The 17,996-nt window shown below is 67.8% G+C and carries 19 protein-coding genes; 17 read left to right on the forward strand and 2 right to left on the reverse strand.

What is annotated here, in order from left to right:
- Both A5789_RS04030 and A5789_RS04035 read left to right on the forward strand, forming a co-directional pair.
- Positions 1–365 (forward strand): transglycosylase SLT domain-containing protein (locus tag A5789_RS04030; protein WP_156772982.1); only part of this gene is annotated, 365 nt, incomplete at its 5' end.
- Positions 366–469: 104 nt separating this feature from the next.
- A complete protein-coding gene (locus A5789_RS04035; RefSeq protein WP_064902151.1) occupies positions 470–1,618 on the forward strand; it encodes a cystathionine gamma-synthase in 1,149 nt (382 codons plus the stop codon).
- Between the two features lie 176 nt (positions 1,619–1,794).
- Here A5789_RS04035 and greA read toward each other — a convergent pair whose 3' ends face one another.
- Together greA and A5789_RS04045 are read right to left on the reverse strand one after the other, a co-directional pair.
- Positions 1,795–2,289: a transcription elongation factor GreA gene (greA, locus tag A5789_RS04040; protein WP_030518168.1), complete on the reverse strand. Its 495-nt coding sequence runs from the start codon at positions 2,287–2,289 to the stop codon at positions 1,795–1,797.
- A 275-nt stretch (positions 2,290–2,564) separates the two neighbouring features.
- The gene (locus A5789_RS04045; RefSeq protein WP_030518167.1) at positions 2,565–3,062 is read right to left on the reverse strand and encodes a DUF4307 domain-containing protein; all 498 of its coding nucleotides are present in this window, start codon (positions 3,060–3,062) and stop codon (positions 2,565–2,567) included.
- A gap of 184 nt (positions 3,063–3,246) precedes the next feature.
- Here A5789_RS04045 and mca point away from each other — a divergent pair, with 184 nt between their 5' ends.
- From mca to A5789_RS04120, 15 genes are all read left to right on the forward strand, one after another.
- Positions 3,247–4,179, forward strand: a complete 933-nt coding sequence (gene mca / locus A5789_RS04050; protein WP_063017006.1) for a mycothiol conjugate amidase Mca — start codon at positions 3,247–3,249, stop codon at positions 4,177–4,179.
- Between the two features lie 5 nt (positions 4,180–4,184).
- Positions 4,185–4,559, forward strand: a complete 375-nt coding sequence (locus A5789_RS04055) for a hypothetical protein (RefSeq protein ID WP_181068686.1) — start codon at positions 4,185–4,187, stop codon at positions 4,557–4,559.
- Positions 4,560–4,883: 324 nt separating this feature from the next.
- Positions 4,884–10,337 carry a carboxyl transferase domain-containing protein gene (locus A5789_RS04060; RefSeq protein WP_064902149.1) on the forward strand — a complete coding sequence of 1,818 codons (5,454 nt, stop codon included), beginning with the start codon at positions 4,884–4,886 and terminating at the stop codon, positions 10,335–10,337.
- Between the two features lie 81 nt (positions 10,338–10,418).
- Positions 10,419–11,357: an alpha/beta hydrolase family protein gene (locus A5789_RS04065; protein WP_227462985.1), complete on the forward strand. Its 939-nt coding sequence runs from the start codon at positions 10,419–10,421 to the stop codon at positions 11,355–11,357.
- A gap of 871 nt (positions 11,358–12,228) precedes the next feature.
- Complete coding sequence (locus A5789_RS04070; protein WP_197516548.1) at positions 12,229–12,540, forward strand: hypothetical protein; 312 nt, start codon at positions 12,229–12,231, stop codon at positions 12,538–12,540.
- A 172-nt stretch (positions 12,541–12,712) separates the two neighbouring features.
- A complete protein-coding gene (locus A5789_RS04075) occupies positions 12,713–13,231 on the forward strand; it encodes a hypothetical protein (RefSeq protein WP_155525791.1) in 519 nt (172 codons plus the stop codon).
- 93 nt (positions 13,232–13,324) lie between these two features.
- Positions 13,325–14,401 (forward strand): SRPBCC family protein, encoded by a 1,077-nt coding sequence (locus A5789_RS04080; RefSeq protein WP_063016994.1) that lies wholly within the window; start codon positions 13,325–13,327, stop codon positions 14,399–14,401.
- Entirely contained in the window at positions 14,398–14,811 is a 414-nt protein-coding gene (gvpJ, locus tag A5789_RS04085) for a gas vesicle protein GvpJ (RefSeq protein ID WP_174553898.1), read from the forward strand. The genes A5789_RS04080 and gvpJ overlap by 4 nt, the downstream gene beginning before the upstream one ends.
- Positions 14,811–15,572: a GvpL/GvpF family gas vesicle protein gene (locus A5789_RS04090; RefSeq protein ID WP_051757144.1), complete on the forward strand. Its 762-nt coding sequence runs from the start codon at positions 14,811–14,813 to the stop codon at positions 15,570–15,572. Before gvpJ ends, A5789_RS04090 begins: the two co-directional genes overlap by 1 nt.
- A gap of 3 nt (positions 15,573–15,575) precedes the next feature.
- Positions 15,576–15,803: a gas vesicle protein GvpG gene (locus A5789_RS04095; protein WP_063016993.1), complete on the forward strand. Its 228-nt coding sequence runs from the start codon at positions 15,576–15,578 to the stop codon at positions 15,801–15,803.
- A 28-nt stretch (positions 15,804–15,831) separates the two neighbouring features.
- The gene (locus A5789_RS04100; RefSeq protein ID WP_227462984.1) at positions 15,832–16,155 is read left to right on the forward strand and encodes a gas vesicle protein; all 324 of its coding nucleotides are present in this window, start codon (positions 15,832–15,834) and stop codon (positions 16,153–16,155) included.
- Positions 16,152–16,550, forward strand: a complete 399-nt coding sequence (locus tag A5789_RS04105; RefSeq protein WP_030518154.1) for a gas vesicle protein — start codon at positions 16,152–16,154, stop codon at positions 16,548–16,550. Before A5789_RS04100 ends, A5789_RS04105 begins: the two co-directional genes overlap by 4 nt.
- The gene (locus A5789_RS04110; RefSeq protein ID WP_064902146.1) at positions 16,547–17,335 is read left to right on the forward strand and encodes a GvpL/GvpF family gas vesicle protein; all 789 of its coding nucleotides are present in this window, start codon (positions 16,547–16,549) and stop codon (positions 17,333–17,335) included. Before A5789_RS04105 ends, A5789_RS04110 begins: the two co-directional genes overlap by 4 nt.
- Positions 17,332–17,583, forward strand: a complete 252-nt coding sequence (locus tag A5789_RS04115; RefSeq protein ID WP_063016989.1) for a gas vesicle protein — start codon at positions 17,332–17,334, stop codon at positions 17,581–17,583. The genes A5789_RS04110 and A5789_RS04115 overlap by 4 nt, the downstream gene beginning before the upstream one ends.
- Entirely contained in the window at positions 17,576–17,872 is a 297-nt protein-coding gene (locus A5789_RS04120) for a gas vesicle protein K (protein ID WP_030518151.1), read from the forward strand. The genes A5789_RS04115 and A5789_RS04120 overlap by 8 nt, the downstream gene beginning before the upstream one ends.
- Positions 17,873–17,996: the final 124 nt, after the last annotated feature.

The raw sequence follows: 17,996 nt of genomic DNA on the forward strand, positions 1-17,996 counted from the left end.
CCCCCGCGCCGCTTCCGCCGCCGCCCCCGCCGGCGCCGGTCTACCCGGACAACCTGGACGGCTGGATCCACAACGCTCTCGACATCATGGCCGCGCACGGCATCCCGGGCAGCTACAACGGCATCTACCGCAACATCATGCGGGAGTCCTCGGGTAACACCCAGGCCATCAACCTGTACGACTCCAACGCCGCCATGGGCATCCCGTCCAAGGGTCTGCTGCAGGTCATCGACCCGACCTTCGCGGCCTATCACGTCGACGGCACCTCCTGGGACATCTGGGATCCGGTCGCCAACATCGTGGCCGCCTGCAACTACGCAGCGCATCGCTACGGCTCGATGGACAACGTCAACTCGGCGTACTGAGCCGAGGCGACCGCGTCCGAGCGGGCATGACCCCGCTCACATCGATCCCCGGCCGGGGGTTCCCGCCTCGAGCGCCGCGGCGGCACGGATCTAGGCTGGTCGGCATGACCGACGATCAGCTGGGGTTCTCCACACGAGCCGTGCATGCCGGGTTCGATCCCGACCCGCAGACCGGTGCGGTGAACGTGCCGATCTACGCGAGCTCGACCTTCGCCCAGGACGGCGTGGGCGGGCTGCGTGGCGGCTACGAGTACGCCCGCACCGGTAACCCGACCCGCGCCGCGCTGGAAGCGAATCTGGCCGCGCTGGAATCCGGGAGTCACGGGCGGGCATTCTCCTCGGGGATGGCGGCCACCGACTGTGTGCTGCGGGCGACGCTGCGCCCGGGTGATCACCTGGTGATCCCGAACGACGCCTACGGCGGCACGTTCCGGCTCATCGACAAGGTGTTCACGCAGTGGGGTATCGAATACTCCGTGGCCCCGGTGTCGGATCCGGACGCGGTCGCCAACGCGTTGCGTCCCAACACCAAACTGGTGTGGCTGGAGACGCCGACCAACCCGCTGCTCAACGTCGGCGACATCTCGGCACTGGCCGACGTCGCGCACGGCGGCGGCGCGAAACTGGTGGTGGACAACACCTTCGCCTCGCCGTATCTGCAGCAGCCGCTGCTGCTCGGCGCGGACATCGTGCTGCATTCGACCACCAAATATCTGGGCGGTCATTCCGATGTTGTCGGCGGTGCGCTGATCACGAACGACGCCGAACTCGACGCCGCCTTCGCCTTCCTGCAGAACGGCGCCGGCGCGGTTCCGGGTCCCACCGACGCCTTCCTCACCATGCGCGGCATCAAAACCCTTGCGCTGCGGATGGATCGGCATTGCGACAACGCGGAGACCCTCGCCGGATTCCTCGCCGAGCACTCGGCCATCTCACAGGTGATCTACCCCGGCCTGCCCGAACATCCCGGAAATCCGGTGGCGCAGAAGCAGATGCGCCGCTTCGGCGGCATGATCTCGGTGCGGCTGCGCGGCGGTAAGCAGGCCGCGCACGACTTCTGCGCGCGGACCAAGATCTTCACCCTCGCCGAATCGCTCGGTGGAGTGGAATCGCTGATCGAGCACCCCGGCGCGATGACCCACGCCTCGACCGAGGGCTCCGAACTGGAGGTGCCCGCGGATCTGGTGCGACTGTCGGTCGGTATCGAGGACATCAGCGATCTGCTCGCCGATGTGGAGCGCGCGCTGGGCTGACGCAGGGAAACGACGAACGGCCGCACCGGAATCGGTGCGGCCGTTCGTGTGGGTAGAGCTATATAAGGTATCCGGCCGGGCTGCTGCCGACCCGGCCGAATCTGCCGAGGAGCGCGCGCAACGCAGCCGCGGTGGTATCACCGCCGCTGCTCGCGTCCATCGACGACACCTTCCCGTCAGCTGTGGTACGGCTCCGCGCTGACCAGGGTCACCTTCATCATGTTGCCGTTGGGCAGGCGGTATTCGCGCGTCTCGCCGACCTTCGCGTCGATCAGGGCGCCGCCGAGCGGGGAACTCGGCGAGTAGGTCTCCAGGTCCGATCGGCCCAGGCCCTCTTCGCGGGTCGCGATCAGGAAGGTCTCGGTGTCGGTTTCGTCGCCGTCGTAGTAGACCTTGACCACCGAACCCGGAAGCGCCACACCGGATTTGGTCGGCGCGACGCCGACCTTGGCGTTGTTCAGCAGCTCCTGCAGCTGACGGATGCGGGCCTCCTGCTGACCCTGCTCCTCGCGCGCGGCGTGGTAGCCGCCGTTCTCCTTCAGGTCGCCTTCTTCGCGGCGTTCGTTGATCTCGGCCGCGATGACCGGACGGTTGGCAATGAGCGCGTCGAGTTCGCTCTTGAGCCTCTCATGCGACTCCGGTGTGAGCCAGGTCACTTGCGTCTCAGTCATCTCGATCACTCCCTAGTAGTTGTTCCCGGCGTGCCGGGGTCCGTGATACCCGTCGCGCATGCGCGAGAACCTGTCCGCGCACAGCAACAGTCGACGGCTAGAGCGATCCGGGGGGATGTTCCTCGAACCCCGACGGTGCGCGGGCATTGTGTGCCCGGGAACCGGCAGCGCTGGCCGTCAATGCAGCAAACACGGCTCCGAGCGTTCGGAACCGTGTTCGCGCCATTCTAGCACGAATTGGATATGTGCAGGTAGAAGGCTTGAATGTGGGGGTGTCAGCCGGCCTTCAGGTAGGCCGGTACCTGATCGCTGCACCCATAGATATTGCCGTTGGCGGGCCGGGCGGTGGTCCGCACCGTGGTGGTGAGTTCGACGGTTCCGCTGTCCGAGCCGGGGATCAGCACCTCGCGGCGGCCGATCTCGCTGCCCTCGGTGTCCATGCCCCGTACCAGGCACACCACCGGCTGCTCCGGATGCTTGCGGGTCAGCTTGAAGTGCACGGTCAGCGTGGAATCGTCGACGACGTCGTAGCCGAGTTGGTCGGGCTCGATATCCTTGGGACCGTACTGCCGATAACCCACATAGGCGACGATCAGCCCGAGTATCACCACCACGATGCCGAGTGCGATCGGAACCCAGCGGCGGTTGCGCACGGGACCGGTTCCGTAACGATTCGACACCCGATCGTTGCCTGCTCCCGTCGCCCCGGTCGCGGCGTCGGCGGTGCGCCCGTCCGGATCGGTCCGGTCGGACTGCGGTGCCGCCTCGCTCATGATGTGGTTGCTCCCGTGGTCGATCAGGGGGTAGGTCGGAACAAAAGACCGTCGGATGGAACTATAGGGAATGCAGTTCGGACACCCGCGTGCCGCTCGGGCACGGCGGACGGCTATGAGGTGAAACGGTGAGCAACGAGGTGAACGAGAAGTGAGCGGCAGCTTCGATCGGCCGCTGCGCCTCATGGCGGTGCACGCCCACCCCGACGACGAGTCGAGCAAGGGCGCCGCCACCACCGCGAAATATGCCGCGGAGGGTGACGACGTGCTGGTCGTGAGCCTGACCGGGGGTGAGCGCGGCTCCATCCTCAATCCGGCGATGGATGTGCCGGGCATTCTCGATCGCATCGACGATGTCCGCCGCGAGGAGATGGCGGCCGCCGCGAAGGCACTGGGCGTGCAGCACCGCTGGCTGGGATTCGTGGATTCCGGTCTGCCCGAAGGAGATCCGCTGCCGCCGCTGCCCGAGGGCAGTTTCGCGCTGGTGCCGCTCGAGGAGGCCACCGAGGCCTTGGTGCGGGTGGTGCGCGAGTTCAGGCCGCACGTGATGACCACCTACGACGAGAACGGTGGCTATCCGCATCCGGACCACATCATGTGCCACAAGGTGTCGATGGCGGCCTTCGAGGCGGCCGGCGACCCCGAGCGCTTCCCCGACGCGGGCGAACCGTGGACGCCGCTGAAGCTCTACTACAACCACGGTTTCAGCCTGCAGCGGCTGGAGACCTTCGCCGACGAGTACGACCGGATCGGGGAGCCGTTCCCGATGCGCGACTGGATGGAGCGCATCCGCAAGGCCGCCCAGGAACACGGCGATGTGATGTCGCGGGTGACCACGCAGATCGACTGCGGCAAGTACTTCCCGCAGCGTGACGAGGCCCTGCGCGCGCACGCCACACAGATCGACCCCAACGGCATGTTCTTCGCGATCCCGCTGGAGATGCAGCAGCGGTTGTGGCCGACCGAGGAATTCGAACTGGCCAGGACCCGGGTGCGCACCGCGATTCCGGAGAACGACCTGTTCGCCGGAATCCGGGACGCCGACGATGCGGAGGCAGATGACATGGTCGCCGACGATATGGTCGCCGACCGGGCGGTCGAGGGCACGGTTCGATGATGTCGATGTTGTACGCGCACACCGCGCTGCTGGCCCAGAACACCACCACGAACCCGACCGGTCCGGAATTCGGCAAGGCGTCGCCGCTGGGTCTGGTGATCATCCTCGTGCTGCTGGCCGGCACGGTGCTGTTGATCCGCTCGATGAACAAGCACATCAAGAAGCTGCCCGCGGATTTCTCCCGCGAACATCCGGAACCGGACCAGGAAGCCGACGAGGGCACCGAGCACGGTGTCGCCGGCGAAGATGACGATGCGGCAGGCGGCGATGCGTCAGGCGGCGATCGGGCGGAGCAGCCGCGCGACGGCGCCGCCAACGGATCCGGCCGCAGCGATTCGGGTCCGTCCACCCCTCCGCCGGCCTCCGGTAAGGCCTCCTGAGATCCGCTGATTCGCCGCGTCGTCGCCGATTCGCCGCCCAATCGCAATCCGAGGTCGGTCACGGCCGCGGGCGGCGACGTCGATTGATGCTCTGATCTGCTTTGATGTTGCCCGGGTCATACGACCCGGCGCTCGCTCACGCATGTCTCGATACCGCGCTTCGGCGGTAATCGGCCGGACGACTCCTATGGGATCCCACACGATACGTGCGGGTAACCCTGCACGGCGTACACATTCGTGGAATAAAGGTGCACACTACGCGGAGCCGCGATACCTCGAATTCTGCCCATGCACCGGGCCTACGCTGTGGAAAGGAGTCGGCGAGTGTTCAGCCGCATCGCCATCGTGAACCGGGGTGAGGCCGCAATGCGCCTCATCCACGCCGTCCGAGATTTGGCCGCGGCGACCGCGCGACAGATCGAAACCGTCGCTCTGTACACCGATGTCGACCGGAACGCGACGTTCGTGCGCGAGGCCGATATCGCCTACGACCTCGGTCCGGCCTCCGCCCGCCCCTACCTGGATCTGAAGGCGCTGGAGAAGGCGCTGGTGGCGACCAAGGCCGACGCCGCCTGGGTCGGCTGGGGTTTCGTCGCCGAGGATCCCGCCTTCGCGGAACTGTGCGAGCACATCGGTATCACGTTCATCGGTCCGAGCCCGGACGCCATGCGCAAACTCGGCGACAAGATCGGCGCGAAGCTGATCGCCGAAGAGGTCGGGGTGCCGGTGGCGCCTTGGAGCCGCGGTGCGGTCGAGACGCTGGACGCCGCCATCGCGGCGGCCAAGGACATCGGCTATCCGCTGATGTTGAAGGCCACCGCCGGTGGTGGTGGTCGCGGTATCCGTGTCATCACCAACGAAGCCGAACTGGTCGACGCCTACGAGCGCACCAGCCAGGAAGCGGCCCGCGCCTTCGGCAGTGGTGTCGTCTTCCTGGAGCGGCTGGTCACCGGCGCTCGCCATGTCGAGGTTCAGGTGATCGCCGACGGTCAGGGCACCGCGTGGGCGCTGGGCGTGCGCGACTGCTCGGTGCAGCGGCGCAATCAGAAGGTCATCGAGGAGTCCGCCTCGCCGGTGCTGCGGCCCGAACAGGTCGCCGATCTCAAGGCCTCGGCCGAGCGGCTCGCGGTGGCGGTCGGTTACCGCGGCGCGGCGACCGTCGAATTCCTCTACCACCCCGGCGACGAGTTGTTCGCCTTCCTGGAGGTCAACACCCGCCTGCAGGTCGAGCACCCGATCACCGAGTACACCACCGGGTTCGACCTGGTCCGGGCGCAGTTGCACGTGGCCTCCGGCGGACGGCTCGAGGGTGAGCCGCCGGCCGAACGCGGGCACGCCATCGAGGCCCGCCTCAACGCCGAGGACCCCGACCGCGACTTCGCCCCGGCGCCGGGCCGCATCGCCCTGCTGGATCTGCCGGCCGGCCCGGGTATCCGCGTCGACACCGGTGTCAGCGAGGGCGACACCATCCCCGCCGACTTCGACTCGATGATCGCCAAGATCATCGCCTACGGCCGCGATCGCGAAGAGGCCCTGGGTCGGCTGCGCCGCGCGGTCGGCGAGACCCGCGTGATCATCGAGGGCGGCGCGACCAACAAGAGCTTCGTCCTGGATCTGCTCGACCAGCCCGAGGTCATCGACGCCAGCGCCGACACCGGCTGGATCGACCGGGTGCGCGGCGAGGGCCGATTGGTGGCCCAGCGGCACACCGCGGTCGCCTTGGCCGCCGCCGCCATCGACGCCTACGAGGAAGAGGAGCGGGCCGAGCGGCATCGGCTGCTGTCCACCGCCGCCGGTGGCCGCCCGCAGGTGCAGCACGAGAGCGGCCGCCCGCTGGATCTGAAGCTGCGTGGCGCGAGCTACCGCCTGCGGGTCGCGCGAGTCGGCGCGCACCGATTCCGGATCGGCATCGAGGCGGCCGGCGAGATCGCCACCGCGGACGTCGATCTCGAGCGTTTCGACCGCCACACCGGTCAGATCGTGGTCAACGGCACCCGGTATCGGCTGGTCACCGGCACGCACGGCCCCACCCACGTGGTGGATGTCGACGGCGTGACGCATCGGGTGAGCCGTGACGAAGGCGGTGTCGTGCGCTCGCCCGCGCCCGCGCTGGTCGTCGCCAAGCCGCTCGAGGTCGGCGACGAGGTCGAGGCGGGCGCGCCCGTGCTGGTCCTCGAGTCGATGAAGATGGAGACCGTGCTGCGGTCGCCGTTCAGGGCGCGCCTCAAGGAGTGCAGCGTCTCGGTCGGCTCGCAGGTCGAGGCGGGCGCGCCGCTGCTGCGGCTGGAACCGATCGCCGACGACGATCAGGCCGACGAGGCCGCCGCGGTCGAGTCGGTCGAACTGGACCTGCCCACCGCGCCCACCGAGGTGCTGGCCCACGAGCGCACCGTGCGCGGCCAGGAGGATCTGCGCGGGCTGCTGCTCGGTTTCGACGTCGACCCGCACGACGGCGGCCGTGTCCTGACGGACTACCTGGCCGCGCGCCGCGCGGCGATCGCGGACAGCCGCCGCCCGCTCGCCGAGGAACTGGAACTGATCGAGGTCTTCACCGATCTCGCCGAGCTGAGCCAGTTCTGGGGTGAGGACGCCGGCCACGGCCACGTCCACAGCGCCCGCGAATATTTCCACACCTATCTGCAGAGTCTCGACGTCGAGCGGGCCGGACTGCCGGAGTCCTACCGGGCCAAGCTGTCGAAGGCGCTCGCGCACTACGGCGTCACCGACCTGGAGCGCACCCCGGAACTCGAGGCCGCGGTCTTCCGGATCTTCCTCGCCCAGCAGCGCCCGTCCGACACGGTCACCGTCGTCACCACGCTGCTGCGCGAATGGCTGGGCGAGCCGGTGCCGGATCGGGTGCTGCAGGAACCGGTGGGCCTGGCGCTGGAGCGGCTGGTGGCCGCGAACCAGGTGCGCTTCCCGGTGATCGCCGACATCACCCGCGGTGTGGTCTACGCCTGGTACGGCCAGCCGCTGCTGCGCCGCAACCGCGCGCGCGTCTACACCACGGTCCGCAAGCATCTGAGCCATCTGGACGCGCATCCGGACGCCGCCGACCGCGCCGATCGCATCGCCGAGATGGTGCGCAGCACCGAACCGCTGGTACGCCTGCTGGCCCAGCGGCTGGTGCGGGGCAACCCCGACAACACCGTCATGCTCGAGGTGCTGACCCGGCGGTACTACGGCAACAAGGGCCTGACCGACGTCCGCACCCAGGAGGTGGACGGCTGCACCTTCGTGGTCGCCGAACGCCGCGGTGTGAATCTGGTCTCCGCGGCCGTCAGTTTCGACTCGCTCGACACGGTGCTGAGCGGGCTCACCGAACTGGCCGGCGGCGCCGCCTCCATCGAGGCCGACATCTACCTCGGCTGGGAGAACCAGCCGGAGGACTTCGACGCGATGGCCGCCGCCCTGCAGGAGGTGCTCGGCGCCCGGTCGCTGCCCAACCAGGTGAATCGGATCACGGCCACCGTCGCGGGCAGCAACGGCGCGGTGATGCACCACCACTTCACCTTCCGCCCGTCGGCGACCGGTCTGGCCGAGGAGCGGTTGATCCGCGGCCTGCACCCCTATATCGCCGAGCGGATGCAGATGCGCCGCCTGCGCAAATTCGATCTCACCCGGCTGCCGTCCTCCGACGAGGAGGTCTACCTGTTCCGCGGTGTCGCGAAGGAGAACCCCGCCGACGAGCGGTTGATCGCCTTCGCGCAGGTGCGCGACCTGACCGCGCTGCGTGACCACGAGGGCCGGCTGCTGTCGCTGCCGACCGCCGAGAGCACGGTCGCGACCTGTGTCGATTCGATCCGCCGGGCACAGTCGCGGCGCCCGTCGGCCAAGCGCTTCCACACCAACCGGATCGTGCTCTACATCTGGCCGCCGCTGGATGTGACCCGCGCCGAACTGGACACCATCGTCGGTCGCGTCGAACCGGCCACCGCGGGCGCCGGGCTGGAGGAGATCCTGCTCATCGCCCGTCAGCCCGATGCGCAGACCGGTGAGCTCGTCAAGCTCGTCGTGCGCATCCGGTTCGATGCCACCGGCAGCACCGAGGTCACCGTCGGCGAGCGCACCGACGATCCGGTCGAACCGCTCGACGAGTACCGCCAGAAGGTGCTGCGGGCCGCCGGCCGCGGCACCGTGTACCCGTACGAATTGACCGGTCTGCTCGGCACTTTCACCGAATACGACCTCGACGCCGAGCACGCCCTCGTCCCGGTCGACCGGCCCAAGGGCCGCAACACCGCGGCCATGGTCGCCGGTGTGGTGAACACGCCGACCGACCGGCATCCGCAGGGCATCACGCGGGTGGTGCTGCTCGGCGATCCGACCAAGTCGCTGGGCGCGCTCTCGGAGCCGGAGTGCCGCCGGGTGATCGCGGCGCTGGATCTGGCCGAGCAGATGGAGGTGCCGCTCGAGTGGTACGCGCTGTCCTCCGGCGCCCGGATCTCGATGAAATCCGGTACCGAGAACATGGACTGGGTGGCGGCGGCGCTCAAGCGCATCGTCGAATTCACTCAGGACGGCGGCGAGATCAACATCGTGGTCTCCGGCATCAACGTCGGCGCGCAGCCGTACTGGAACGCCGAGGCGACGATGCTCATGCACACCAAGGGCATCCTCGTGATGACCCCGGATTCGGCGATGGTGCTGACCGGTAAGCAGGCGCTGGACTTCTCCGGCGGTGTGTCGGCCGAGGACAACTTCGGCATCGGCGGCTACGACCGCGTGATGGGCCCCAACGGTCAGGCGCAGTACTGGGCGCCGAATCTGGCCGGAGCCCGCGATGTGCTGATGTCGCACTACGACCACACCTACATCGCTCCCGGTGAGCAGGGTCCGCGCCGCGCGCAGACCACCGACCCGATCGACCGCGACGTGTGCACGTTCCCACACAACGTGCCGGACAGCGATTTCACGACTGTCGGCGAGATCTTCTCCGCGACCGCGAACCCGGATCGCAAGAAGCCCTTCGATATTCGCACCGTGATGCGGGCGCTGGCCGACCAGGACCACGCCGTGCTGGAGCGCTGGGCGGGTATGGCCGATGCGGAGACCGCAGTCGTCCAGGACGCGCATGTGGGTGGTATCCCGGTCTGCCTGCTGGGCATCGAATCGCGGGGTGTGCCGCGGCGCGGCTTCCCGTCCACCGACGGACCCGACACCTACACCGCGGGCACGCTGTTCCCGCGGTCGTCGAAGAAGGCGGCTCGCGCGATCAACGCGGCCAGTGGCAACCGCCCGCTGGTGGTGCTGGCGAATCTGTCCGGCTTCGACGGATCGCCGGAGTCGATGCGCAAGCTGCAGCTCGAATACGGTGCCGAAATCGGCCGCGCGATCGTGAACTTCCGCGGGCCCATCGTGTTCTGCGTGATCTCGCGCTACCACGGCGGTGCGTTCGTGGTGTTCTCGAAGGCGCTGAACCCGAATATGACCGTGCTCGCGCTGGAGGGTTCGTTCGCCTCGGTGCTCGGTGGCGCCCCGGCCGCGGCCGTGGTGTTCGCCGGTGACGTCAACACCCGCACCGCCTCGGATTCGCGGGTTCGCGAATTGGAGTCGCGGGTCGCGAACGCGTCGGGCACCGAGCGCGCGGAACTGTCCGCCGAACTCGACGAGGTCCGTTCGCAGGTGCGCGCGGAGAAGCTGGGCGAGGTCGCCGCCGAGTTCGACCGGGTGCACAACATCCACCGCGCCGTCGAGGTCGGCTCGGTCGACGCGGTGATCAGCGCTCGCGAGCTGCGGCCGCGCATCATCGAGGCGATCGAGGCGCGTCTCGGCTGATTTCCTGCCCGTGACCGGCCGTCCGCGGCCGGTCACGGGTTCGGCCGCGTTGTGATGATCATGGCGGGGTAGTCCCTTGTCGTGACGGTAATCACGCGACTTCTCGTAATGGTGTGTGCGGTCGTTGCCGGGGGTACTTTCGCGGCGGGTTCGGCCGCGGCGGACCCGGCGGCGCATGTGGTGGGCGAACATCCGCTGGGTCCGGCGGCGGTCGAGATGGACGTCTATTCGCCATCGATGGACCGGGTGATCACGAACCGGGTGATCCGCGCGGCCGGTGGCGGACCGGCACCCACGCTCTATCTGCTCACCGGCATCGGCGGCGGTGTGGACAACATCTCCTGGTGGGACGACACCGATGTGCGCGCGTTCTTCGCCGACAAGCATGTCAATGTGGTGATGCCGATCGGCGGGCCCAACAGCATGTACACCGATTGGATCGCCGACGACCCGATGATGGGCCGCAATCGCTGGCAGACCTACCTCACCCAGGAACTGCCCGATGTGGTCGACGCCCAGCTGGGGACCACGGGCCGCAATGCGATCGCCGGGGTGTCGATGAGCGGGGCGTCGGCGGTGGACCTCGCCATCCAGGCACCGGAACGCTTCGCCGCGGTGGCCTCCTACAGCGGGTGCCCGTGGTCGAACGATCCGGCCGGGATCGCGATGGTGAGTGCCCAGGTCGTGCGGGGCGGCGGTAATCCGGGCAATATGTGGGGCCTGCCGGGAACCGGGGCGTGGCCCGCACACGATGCGTTCGCGCGGGCCGGCGCCCTGGCCGGCAAGGCCATCTATCTGTCTGCGGCGTCCGGTATCCCGGGTGGTATCGACCGGGGACTGCCCTTCCCACCGGTGGAGGCCGTCGCGAGTGCGTGTACCGGTGCTTTCGCCGGTCGGCTCGGGCAGCTCCGCATCCCGGCGGTGTTCGTGGACCGGCCCGAGGGCTCCCACACCTGGGGACTGTTCGAGGCGGACCTCCACGATTCCTGGCCCGTACTGGCCGGTGGCATCGGCGCCTGAGATCAGCCCGTTCACGAGCGCCATATCGTTGCCGCCACCCGTGACCGGGGTGAAGGAGTAGACCAGGCGGCGACCGAGGTCTCGGGTGGTGAACATTCCGTCCTGTAGCCGTAGGTACTGCCGGTCTTCCCCCAGACCGTCACTCCGTTCGCCGAGGTGACCCGCATGAGGCCCGCGCTGTAGTAGCCCGGCTTCGGCCACTGTCCCTCGTCCCTCGGCGCTACGTAGCCGTGTGGGGTGCGGGCCGGGAATCGTCGTATCGGTCTGCGGGGCAGTGGTATCGGGTAGACGCGGCGCTGCCCGGACGGAACCGCCCGTCCACCGGCACCGGGGCTTTCGTGACCGTGCCGGCGACGCCGGAAGTCCCGGGCCACTGCCCTGCGGGTCCGTTCACCTGCGCGAGAACCGCCGTTGCTCGGTCGGGCGCGCTGGATACCGCGGCCTGCATCGATGCCGAATCGAGTTGTGGGAGAGCGGAATCGGCATACTCGTGGACTCGACTGCTCGTCGAGGGGACGAACTTCAGTGCCAGAGTTCCGGCGCCCAAGATCACTACGGCCGAGGCGGCGCTCACCAGGGCTACCCTCGGCGATCGGACTGCTCGCCGAAAACCGAACGGCGCGAAGAATTTTCAGACCGCTGCGGGCCGGAACCGCCGGTGGCAGATCTCGCAATCACAATCGAAATAGCCGAGTCCGGCATTGCCGTGGGCGCCACGTCGTTCGGCTTCTTCCAGATCCGCGAACCAAGGCCGCCGCCGCATCGGTACCGGTCGAATCTGCGCGCTGTCGTTCATGGCGACGGAGTACCCATTTCGGACAGCGCGTACGGTCACGGTTTCGGCGCGATGGGTGTGGTGATACTGGAGGGGATGGCGAGCACAGATCCCGAACCGATCCGGGAATCGCGCAGGGCGTCGGCGGGCGCCGGATGGTCGGCCGCCGACCGCGCGGCCTACCGCCGTTTCGTGCGCGCCCAACACCCCGACGTCGGCGGTGACCCGGCCGCGTTCCGAGAAGGTCTGGCTCGCTACGAGGCCGCCCGCCGGGCCGGTACCTCCGCATCCGAAGTCGACCCGACGGACCGATTCGACGGGCCGGTGCGGTTCGTCGCCACACCGCGTGGCTGGCGGCGAGCAGTGCGCGTGCTGCGTCCGCGCCGGCGTACCCGGCACCTGCAGTGATCGATATGCCGGAAGCCTATCCGGCTAATGGCCGACAGCAGCGATAGCTGGGTATACGCTGATGTAAGGCCATTCTGTGATGTGGCTTACTCCAAACATCGGGGTGTCGTCGCTCGACCTATCCCGCGGCAGTGTGGCCGCGCCGGCACGCCGAGCAAACAACGAGAAGGCCATGAAGGGTGGCACAAGTATCGCTGTAGGAGTGGGTATCGGATACCTACTGGGCCGCACGCGGAAGATGCGGTTCGCGCTGGGGGTGATGATGGCGAAACGTTCGTCGGACATTCCCGGTGAGTTGCTGGAGCGGGGGACATCGCTGCTCAAGTCGTCGGCGGATCTGACGCAGCTCACCGATACCGTTCGCGACGAATTGCTGGGCGCGGCCCGGTCCGCCGCCGTGACCGCTGCGAGCAATCAGCTCGACTCACTCAACACCCGGCTGCAGCAGGGCTCGTCCCTGTTGTCGGGCGACTCCCTCTTGTCGGGCAAGGACCGCGAGCGAGCACCGGCAGCCGAGCCGGACGACGAAGGCGAGCCCGAGGTCCTGGACGTGGAGTCCTCCGACGAAGATCTCGAGGAAGTCGATTCCGGCGACCGGGAAGAAGACCGGGAGCCGCCCGCCCCGCGGACACGCAAGTCCGCGGCCCCCCCGCGCGCGGAAGACGACTTCTCGGACTTCCACTACTCGTAAATCCGCGGAACGCAAACCCGTTTCGGTCAACCGACGCCGCAGCAGCTCCGATTCCGACGAACCGCCCGTGCGACGCACGAGGAGGTGAGAGCGATGGCGAAAACGGCTCAGCCGACCAGCCCGCTCCAGCAATCGGTGCAGAACCTCGCGGGCACGCTGGCCGAACGCGCGGTGGAAGGGCTGTCGAACCGGGTCTCGAAGACCGCCGGCCGGTTGAACGACTACGCGGGTGGCGAGGGCAATCTCCTCGCGGCCGTGACCGGCGTCGACAAGCTGGCCGGCGGCGCTTCCCCACTGCACGCCGTCATGAGCGGAGGTATGAGCAAACTCAAGCACTCGGCGGGGGAGACGTTCCAATCGATCAAGAATTCGCTGACCGGTGGTGGCAAAGGAGGCGGGGGGAAGAAGCTCAAGCTGACCAATATCGTCGAGGAGATCGACGTCGGCGTGCCGATCGATCTAGCCTACGACCAGTGGACCCAGTTCGCGGACTTCCCGAAGTTCACGAAGAAGCTCGAGCAGGTCGAGCAGGTCTCCGATGAGAAACTCAGCTGGACCGGCAAGGTGTTCTGGTCGAGGCGGACCTGGGAATCGACGATCATCGAACAGATTCCGTTCGAGCGAATCATCTGGCGTTCCAAGGGCGCCAAGGGCTATATCGACGGTGCCGTCGGCTTCTATGAGCTCACCCCGAATCTCACCCGCATCCTGGTGGTGCTCGAGTACCACCCGCAGGGAGTGTTCGAGAAGACCGCCAATATGTGGCGCGCCGCCGGGCGCCGATGCCGGTTGGAGCTCAAGCACTTTCAGCGTCATGTCATGACCGATGCGGTCCTGCACAGCGACGACATCGTCGGCTGGCACGGCGAGATCCGCGACGGCAAGGTCGTGGAAGACGACGAGACGGCGCGACAGCGCGAAGAGGAAGAAGAGGCCGCCGAGGAAGACCACGAAGAGGACAACACCGACGAGGACAACGCCGGCGAGGAAGCATTCGACGACGAAGAACCGGATGAGGCAGAAGAAGAGGAAGACGAGGAAGACGAGCAGGACCGGGATCGGAGCGAGCCGGACGAGGAGGAAGAACCGGAGCCGCCTCGCCGCCGAACGGCCGCCCGCAAGAGCTCGGTCACTCGCCGGCCACGTGTGAGCGGAGGAGCAAGAAGATGACGATCGAACCCGCAGGAGGCGGGGGCGGAGGCGGAGCCGGCACGATGGCCCGGCCGAACTCGTCCAGCCTGGCCGATGTAATCGACACCATTCTCGACAAAGGCCTGGTCATCGACGCGTTCGCCCGGGTGTCGCTGGTGGGTATCGAATTGGTGACCATCGACGCGCGCGTCGTGGTCGCCAGTGTCGACACATATCTGCGGTTCGCCGAAGCGGTGAACCGGCTGGAGATTTCGACCAGTGAGCCGAAGGGCATCACCGACATCGTCGGCGACGTCACCGAGGGCGCGGCCAAGCACAAGACCAAGGGCGCACTCGATGCGGCCGGACAGAAGGTCGCGGACTTCCTCGGCGATGTGCAGGAGAAGCGGCAGACGGTGCACCGGCCCTCCAAGCGGGAGGAGCGGTGATGGCTGCCGATGCAACCGCCGTATACGTCTACGGCATCGTGCCCGCCGACGTCGAGCCGCAGCCACACGCCACCGGAGTCGGCGATCCACCGGGTGAGGTAACGGTCGTGCGGCACGGCGACATCGCCGCGCTGGTCAGTCCGCTCTCCTCCGATCGGCCCCTGGGCACACCCCAGGACCTCACCGCCCACGAGAAACTTCTCGACGGGTCCGCGGCGGTGGCCCCCGTGCTGCCGCTGCGGTTCGGCGCGGTCATGACCGACACCGATGCGGTGGAAAATGAGCTGCTCGAGGCGAACGAAGACGAATTCCACGCGGCCCTGGTGGAACTCGAGGGGCGCGTGCAGTTCGTTATCAGAGGACGTTACGTCGAGAATGCGATCTTGCGCGAACTGCTCGACGAGAATGCCGACGCCGCCCGCCTCCGGGACGAGATCCGTGGGAAATCGGAGGATGCGACCCGCAACGAGCGAATCATGCTGGGCGAGATGATCAATCAGGCCATCGAGACGAAGCGAGCCGAGGACACCCGCAAAGTGGCTTCCGAACTCGAGAAACTCGAGGCGATGGTCAACCTGCGCGACCCCACCCACGAAGAGGATGCCGTGCACCTCGCGGCACTGATCGAAACGGCCCGCCAGGACGAGTTGGAGGAGTTGTTGCGCCGGCTCATGTCGGACTGGGACGGCCGGGTGGAGTTGAGTCTGCTCGGGCCGATGGCGGCTTACGACTTCGTGACCAAGCGAGCACCGGAGGGGTGAGGCATGGGTCTGTTCTCTTCGATACTCCTGCTCCCCGCCGCGCCGGTTCGTGGCGTGATCTGGCTGAGTGAATTGATCCAGGAGCAGGTCGAACAGCAAATGCACGATCCCGTGAGGTTGCGGCGCGAGCTCGAGGACATCGACCGTGCCGCAGCCGCCGGCGAGCTGTCCGCGGAGGAGGCCGCGCAAGCGCAACAAGAGATCCTGAATCGGATGACCGGTCCGAGGTAGGTCCGACCGACCGGAAGAAGTGACTCCCGTGGCCCGCGAAACCATCTCCGACGATGCCCAGGCATCGGACGAACAACCGCCACTCACCGCGGCGCAGGCCGCTGGGGTGGCGGTCGAATGCCTCGCGGAATTGACGTCGCACCCCCTCCAGGGCGTCACGAGCGTGGAGCCGACCGACGACGGGTGGCTGGTGGAGATCGAGGTGCTCGAGGATCGCCGGATCCCCTCCTCGGCGGACATCATGGCGCTGTATCAGGTGGAGATCGATTTCGACGAGAACCTGCTGGCCTACCGCAGAACCAAGCGCTACATCCGCGGCAGCACCGACATCGGCTCGAGGGGGCAACGATGACGGTGGTCGGAGGCGAGTCGTACGCGCCGCAGCCCTACGGGGGCGGGGGTGGGGGCGGGCACCACTCCACCAATCTCGCCGACATCCTGGAGCGAGTCCTCGACAAGGGTTTGGTGATCGCGGGCGATATCCAGGTGAATCTCCTCGACATCGAACTGCTCACCATCAAGTTGCGGTTGGTGGTCGCGTCCCTGGAGACGGCCAAGGCGGTGGGCATCGACTGGTGGGAGACCGATCCCTGGCTCAGCAGTAAGGCGCATACGCTGGAAAAGCAGGACAGCGACCTGGAAATCGAGAACCGGGAGTTGCGCGAGCGGATCGCCCAATTGGAGGCGGCGAACGAACGCCGGCAGCCCATCGAGCGCGGGCGCGAGTCGAGGAAAGAGCGATCGTGACGGATCGTTGCCTGGTCTGGCTGTACGCGGTGGCGCCCCGCAGCGACGAGGAGGCGGAAACCGCCGCGCCGGCCGGAGTCGCGGGGGAGCCGGTGCGGACGATCGTTTCCGGCGATCTCACCGCGATCGTCGGCTCGGTGCCGATGGACGTGTTCGGCGAGGAGCCGCTGCGGCGGAACTTCGAAGACCTGGACTGGCTGGAGGCGACCGCGCGGGCACACGACGCGGTCGTCTCGGCCGTGGTGCGCCGCGGCCCGGCCGTACCGTTGCGGCTGGCCACCGTCTTTCGCGACGACGAGCGGGTGCGTGAGCTGCTCGACGAACGGCGAGCGGATTTCGCCGCGGCGCTGGAATTGGTGAGCGGGCGCACCGAGTGGGGAGTGCGCGCCTACGGCGACCGTGCCGTCCTCACCGCCGCCGTGGCCGAGGCCAAGGCCGAAGCCGGCACCATGACGCCGGGCGCGGCCTATCTCGCCCGGCGGCGCGCGCAATTGTCCGCGCAGGAGACGGTCGAACGCGACGCGGCCGAGCGGGCGTCGCAGGTGCACGAGCGGTTGCTGCGCCGGGCCGCGGCCGGACGATGTCAGCCACTGACCGATCCGGCGGTGAGCGGCCGCCGGGACTGGATGGTGCTCAACGGCACCTACCTCGTCGACGACGACCGGACCGAGGACTTCACGGCGACCGTGAACGCGCTCGGCGCCGAATTTCCCGGTATCCGGCTCGAACTCACCGGCCCGTGGCCACCGTATTCGTTCGCCGGCGTACAACGTGAGCCGACATGACGCGGGCCGATATGACGCGGGCCGGCACCACACCGCCCGATCGCGGCGTCGACGCCGAGCGGCGTATCGCGCTGGTGGACCTCTTGGACCGGGTGCTGGCCGGCGGTGTGATCATCACCGGCGACATCAAACTGGCCATCGCCGATGTGGATCTGGTGCAGATCTCGCTACGCGCCCTCATCTCCTCGATCAGCACCCTGTTCCCGCCGGCCCTGTCCACGTCGTCCGACAAGCACGGCGATGACTGAATTCGGCGGTATCCCACCGCGTATCGACACCGACCCGGAATCCGTCGAACGCGGACTGGTCACCCTCGTGCTCACCCTGGTGGAGTTGCTGCGCCAGCTCATGGAGCGCCAAGCGCTGCGCCGCGTGGACGCCGGCGACCTCACCGACACCCAGGTCGAACGCATCGGCACCACGCTGATGCTGCTCGAACAACGCATGGCGGAACTGCGCGAACACTTCGGCCTCACCCCGGAAGACCTCAACATCGACCTCGGTCCGCTGGGGCCTTTACTGCCCCCGCCGGAGTGAGAAAGCTCCGGTGCGCTCGCCGCCGCGGTGCCCCGAAAATCGTTGGACGGGTGCGATATCTGCGGCGTTCGTGTCTCGCGGCGCAACGACGAAGCCCCGTCTCCACAGCAGCGGATACGGGGAC

The organism is Nocardia sp. 852002-51101_SCH5132738, from assembly GCF_001665695.1.
Classification (GTDB): Bacteria; Actinomycetota; Actinomycetes; order Mycobacteriales; family Mycobacteriaceae; genus Nocardia; species Nocardia nova.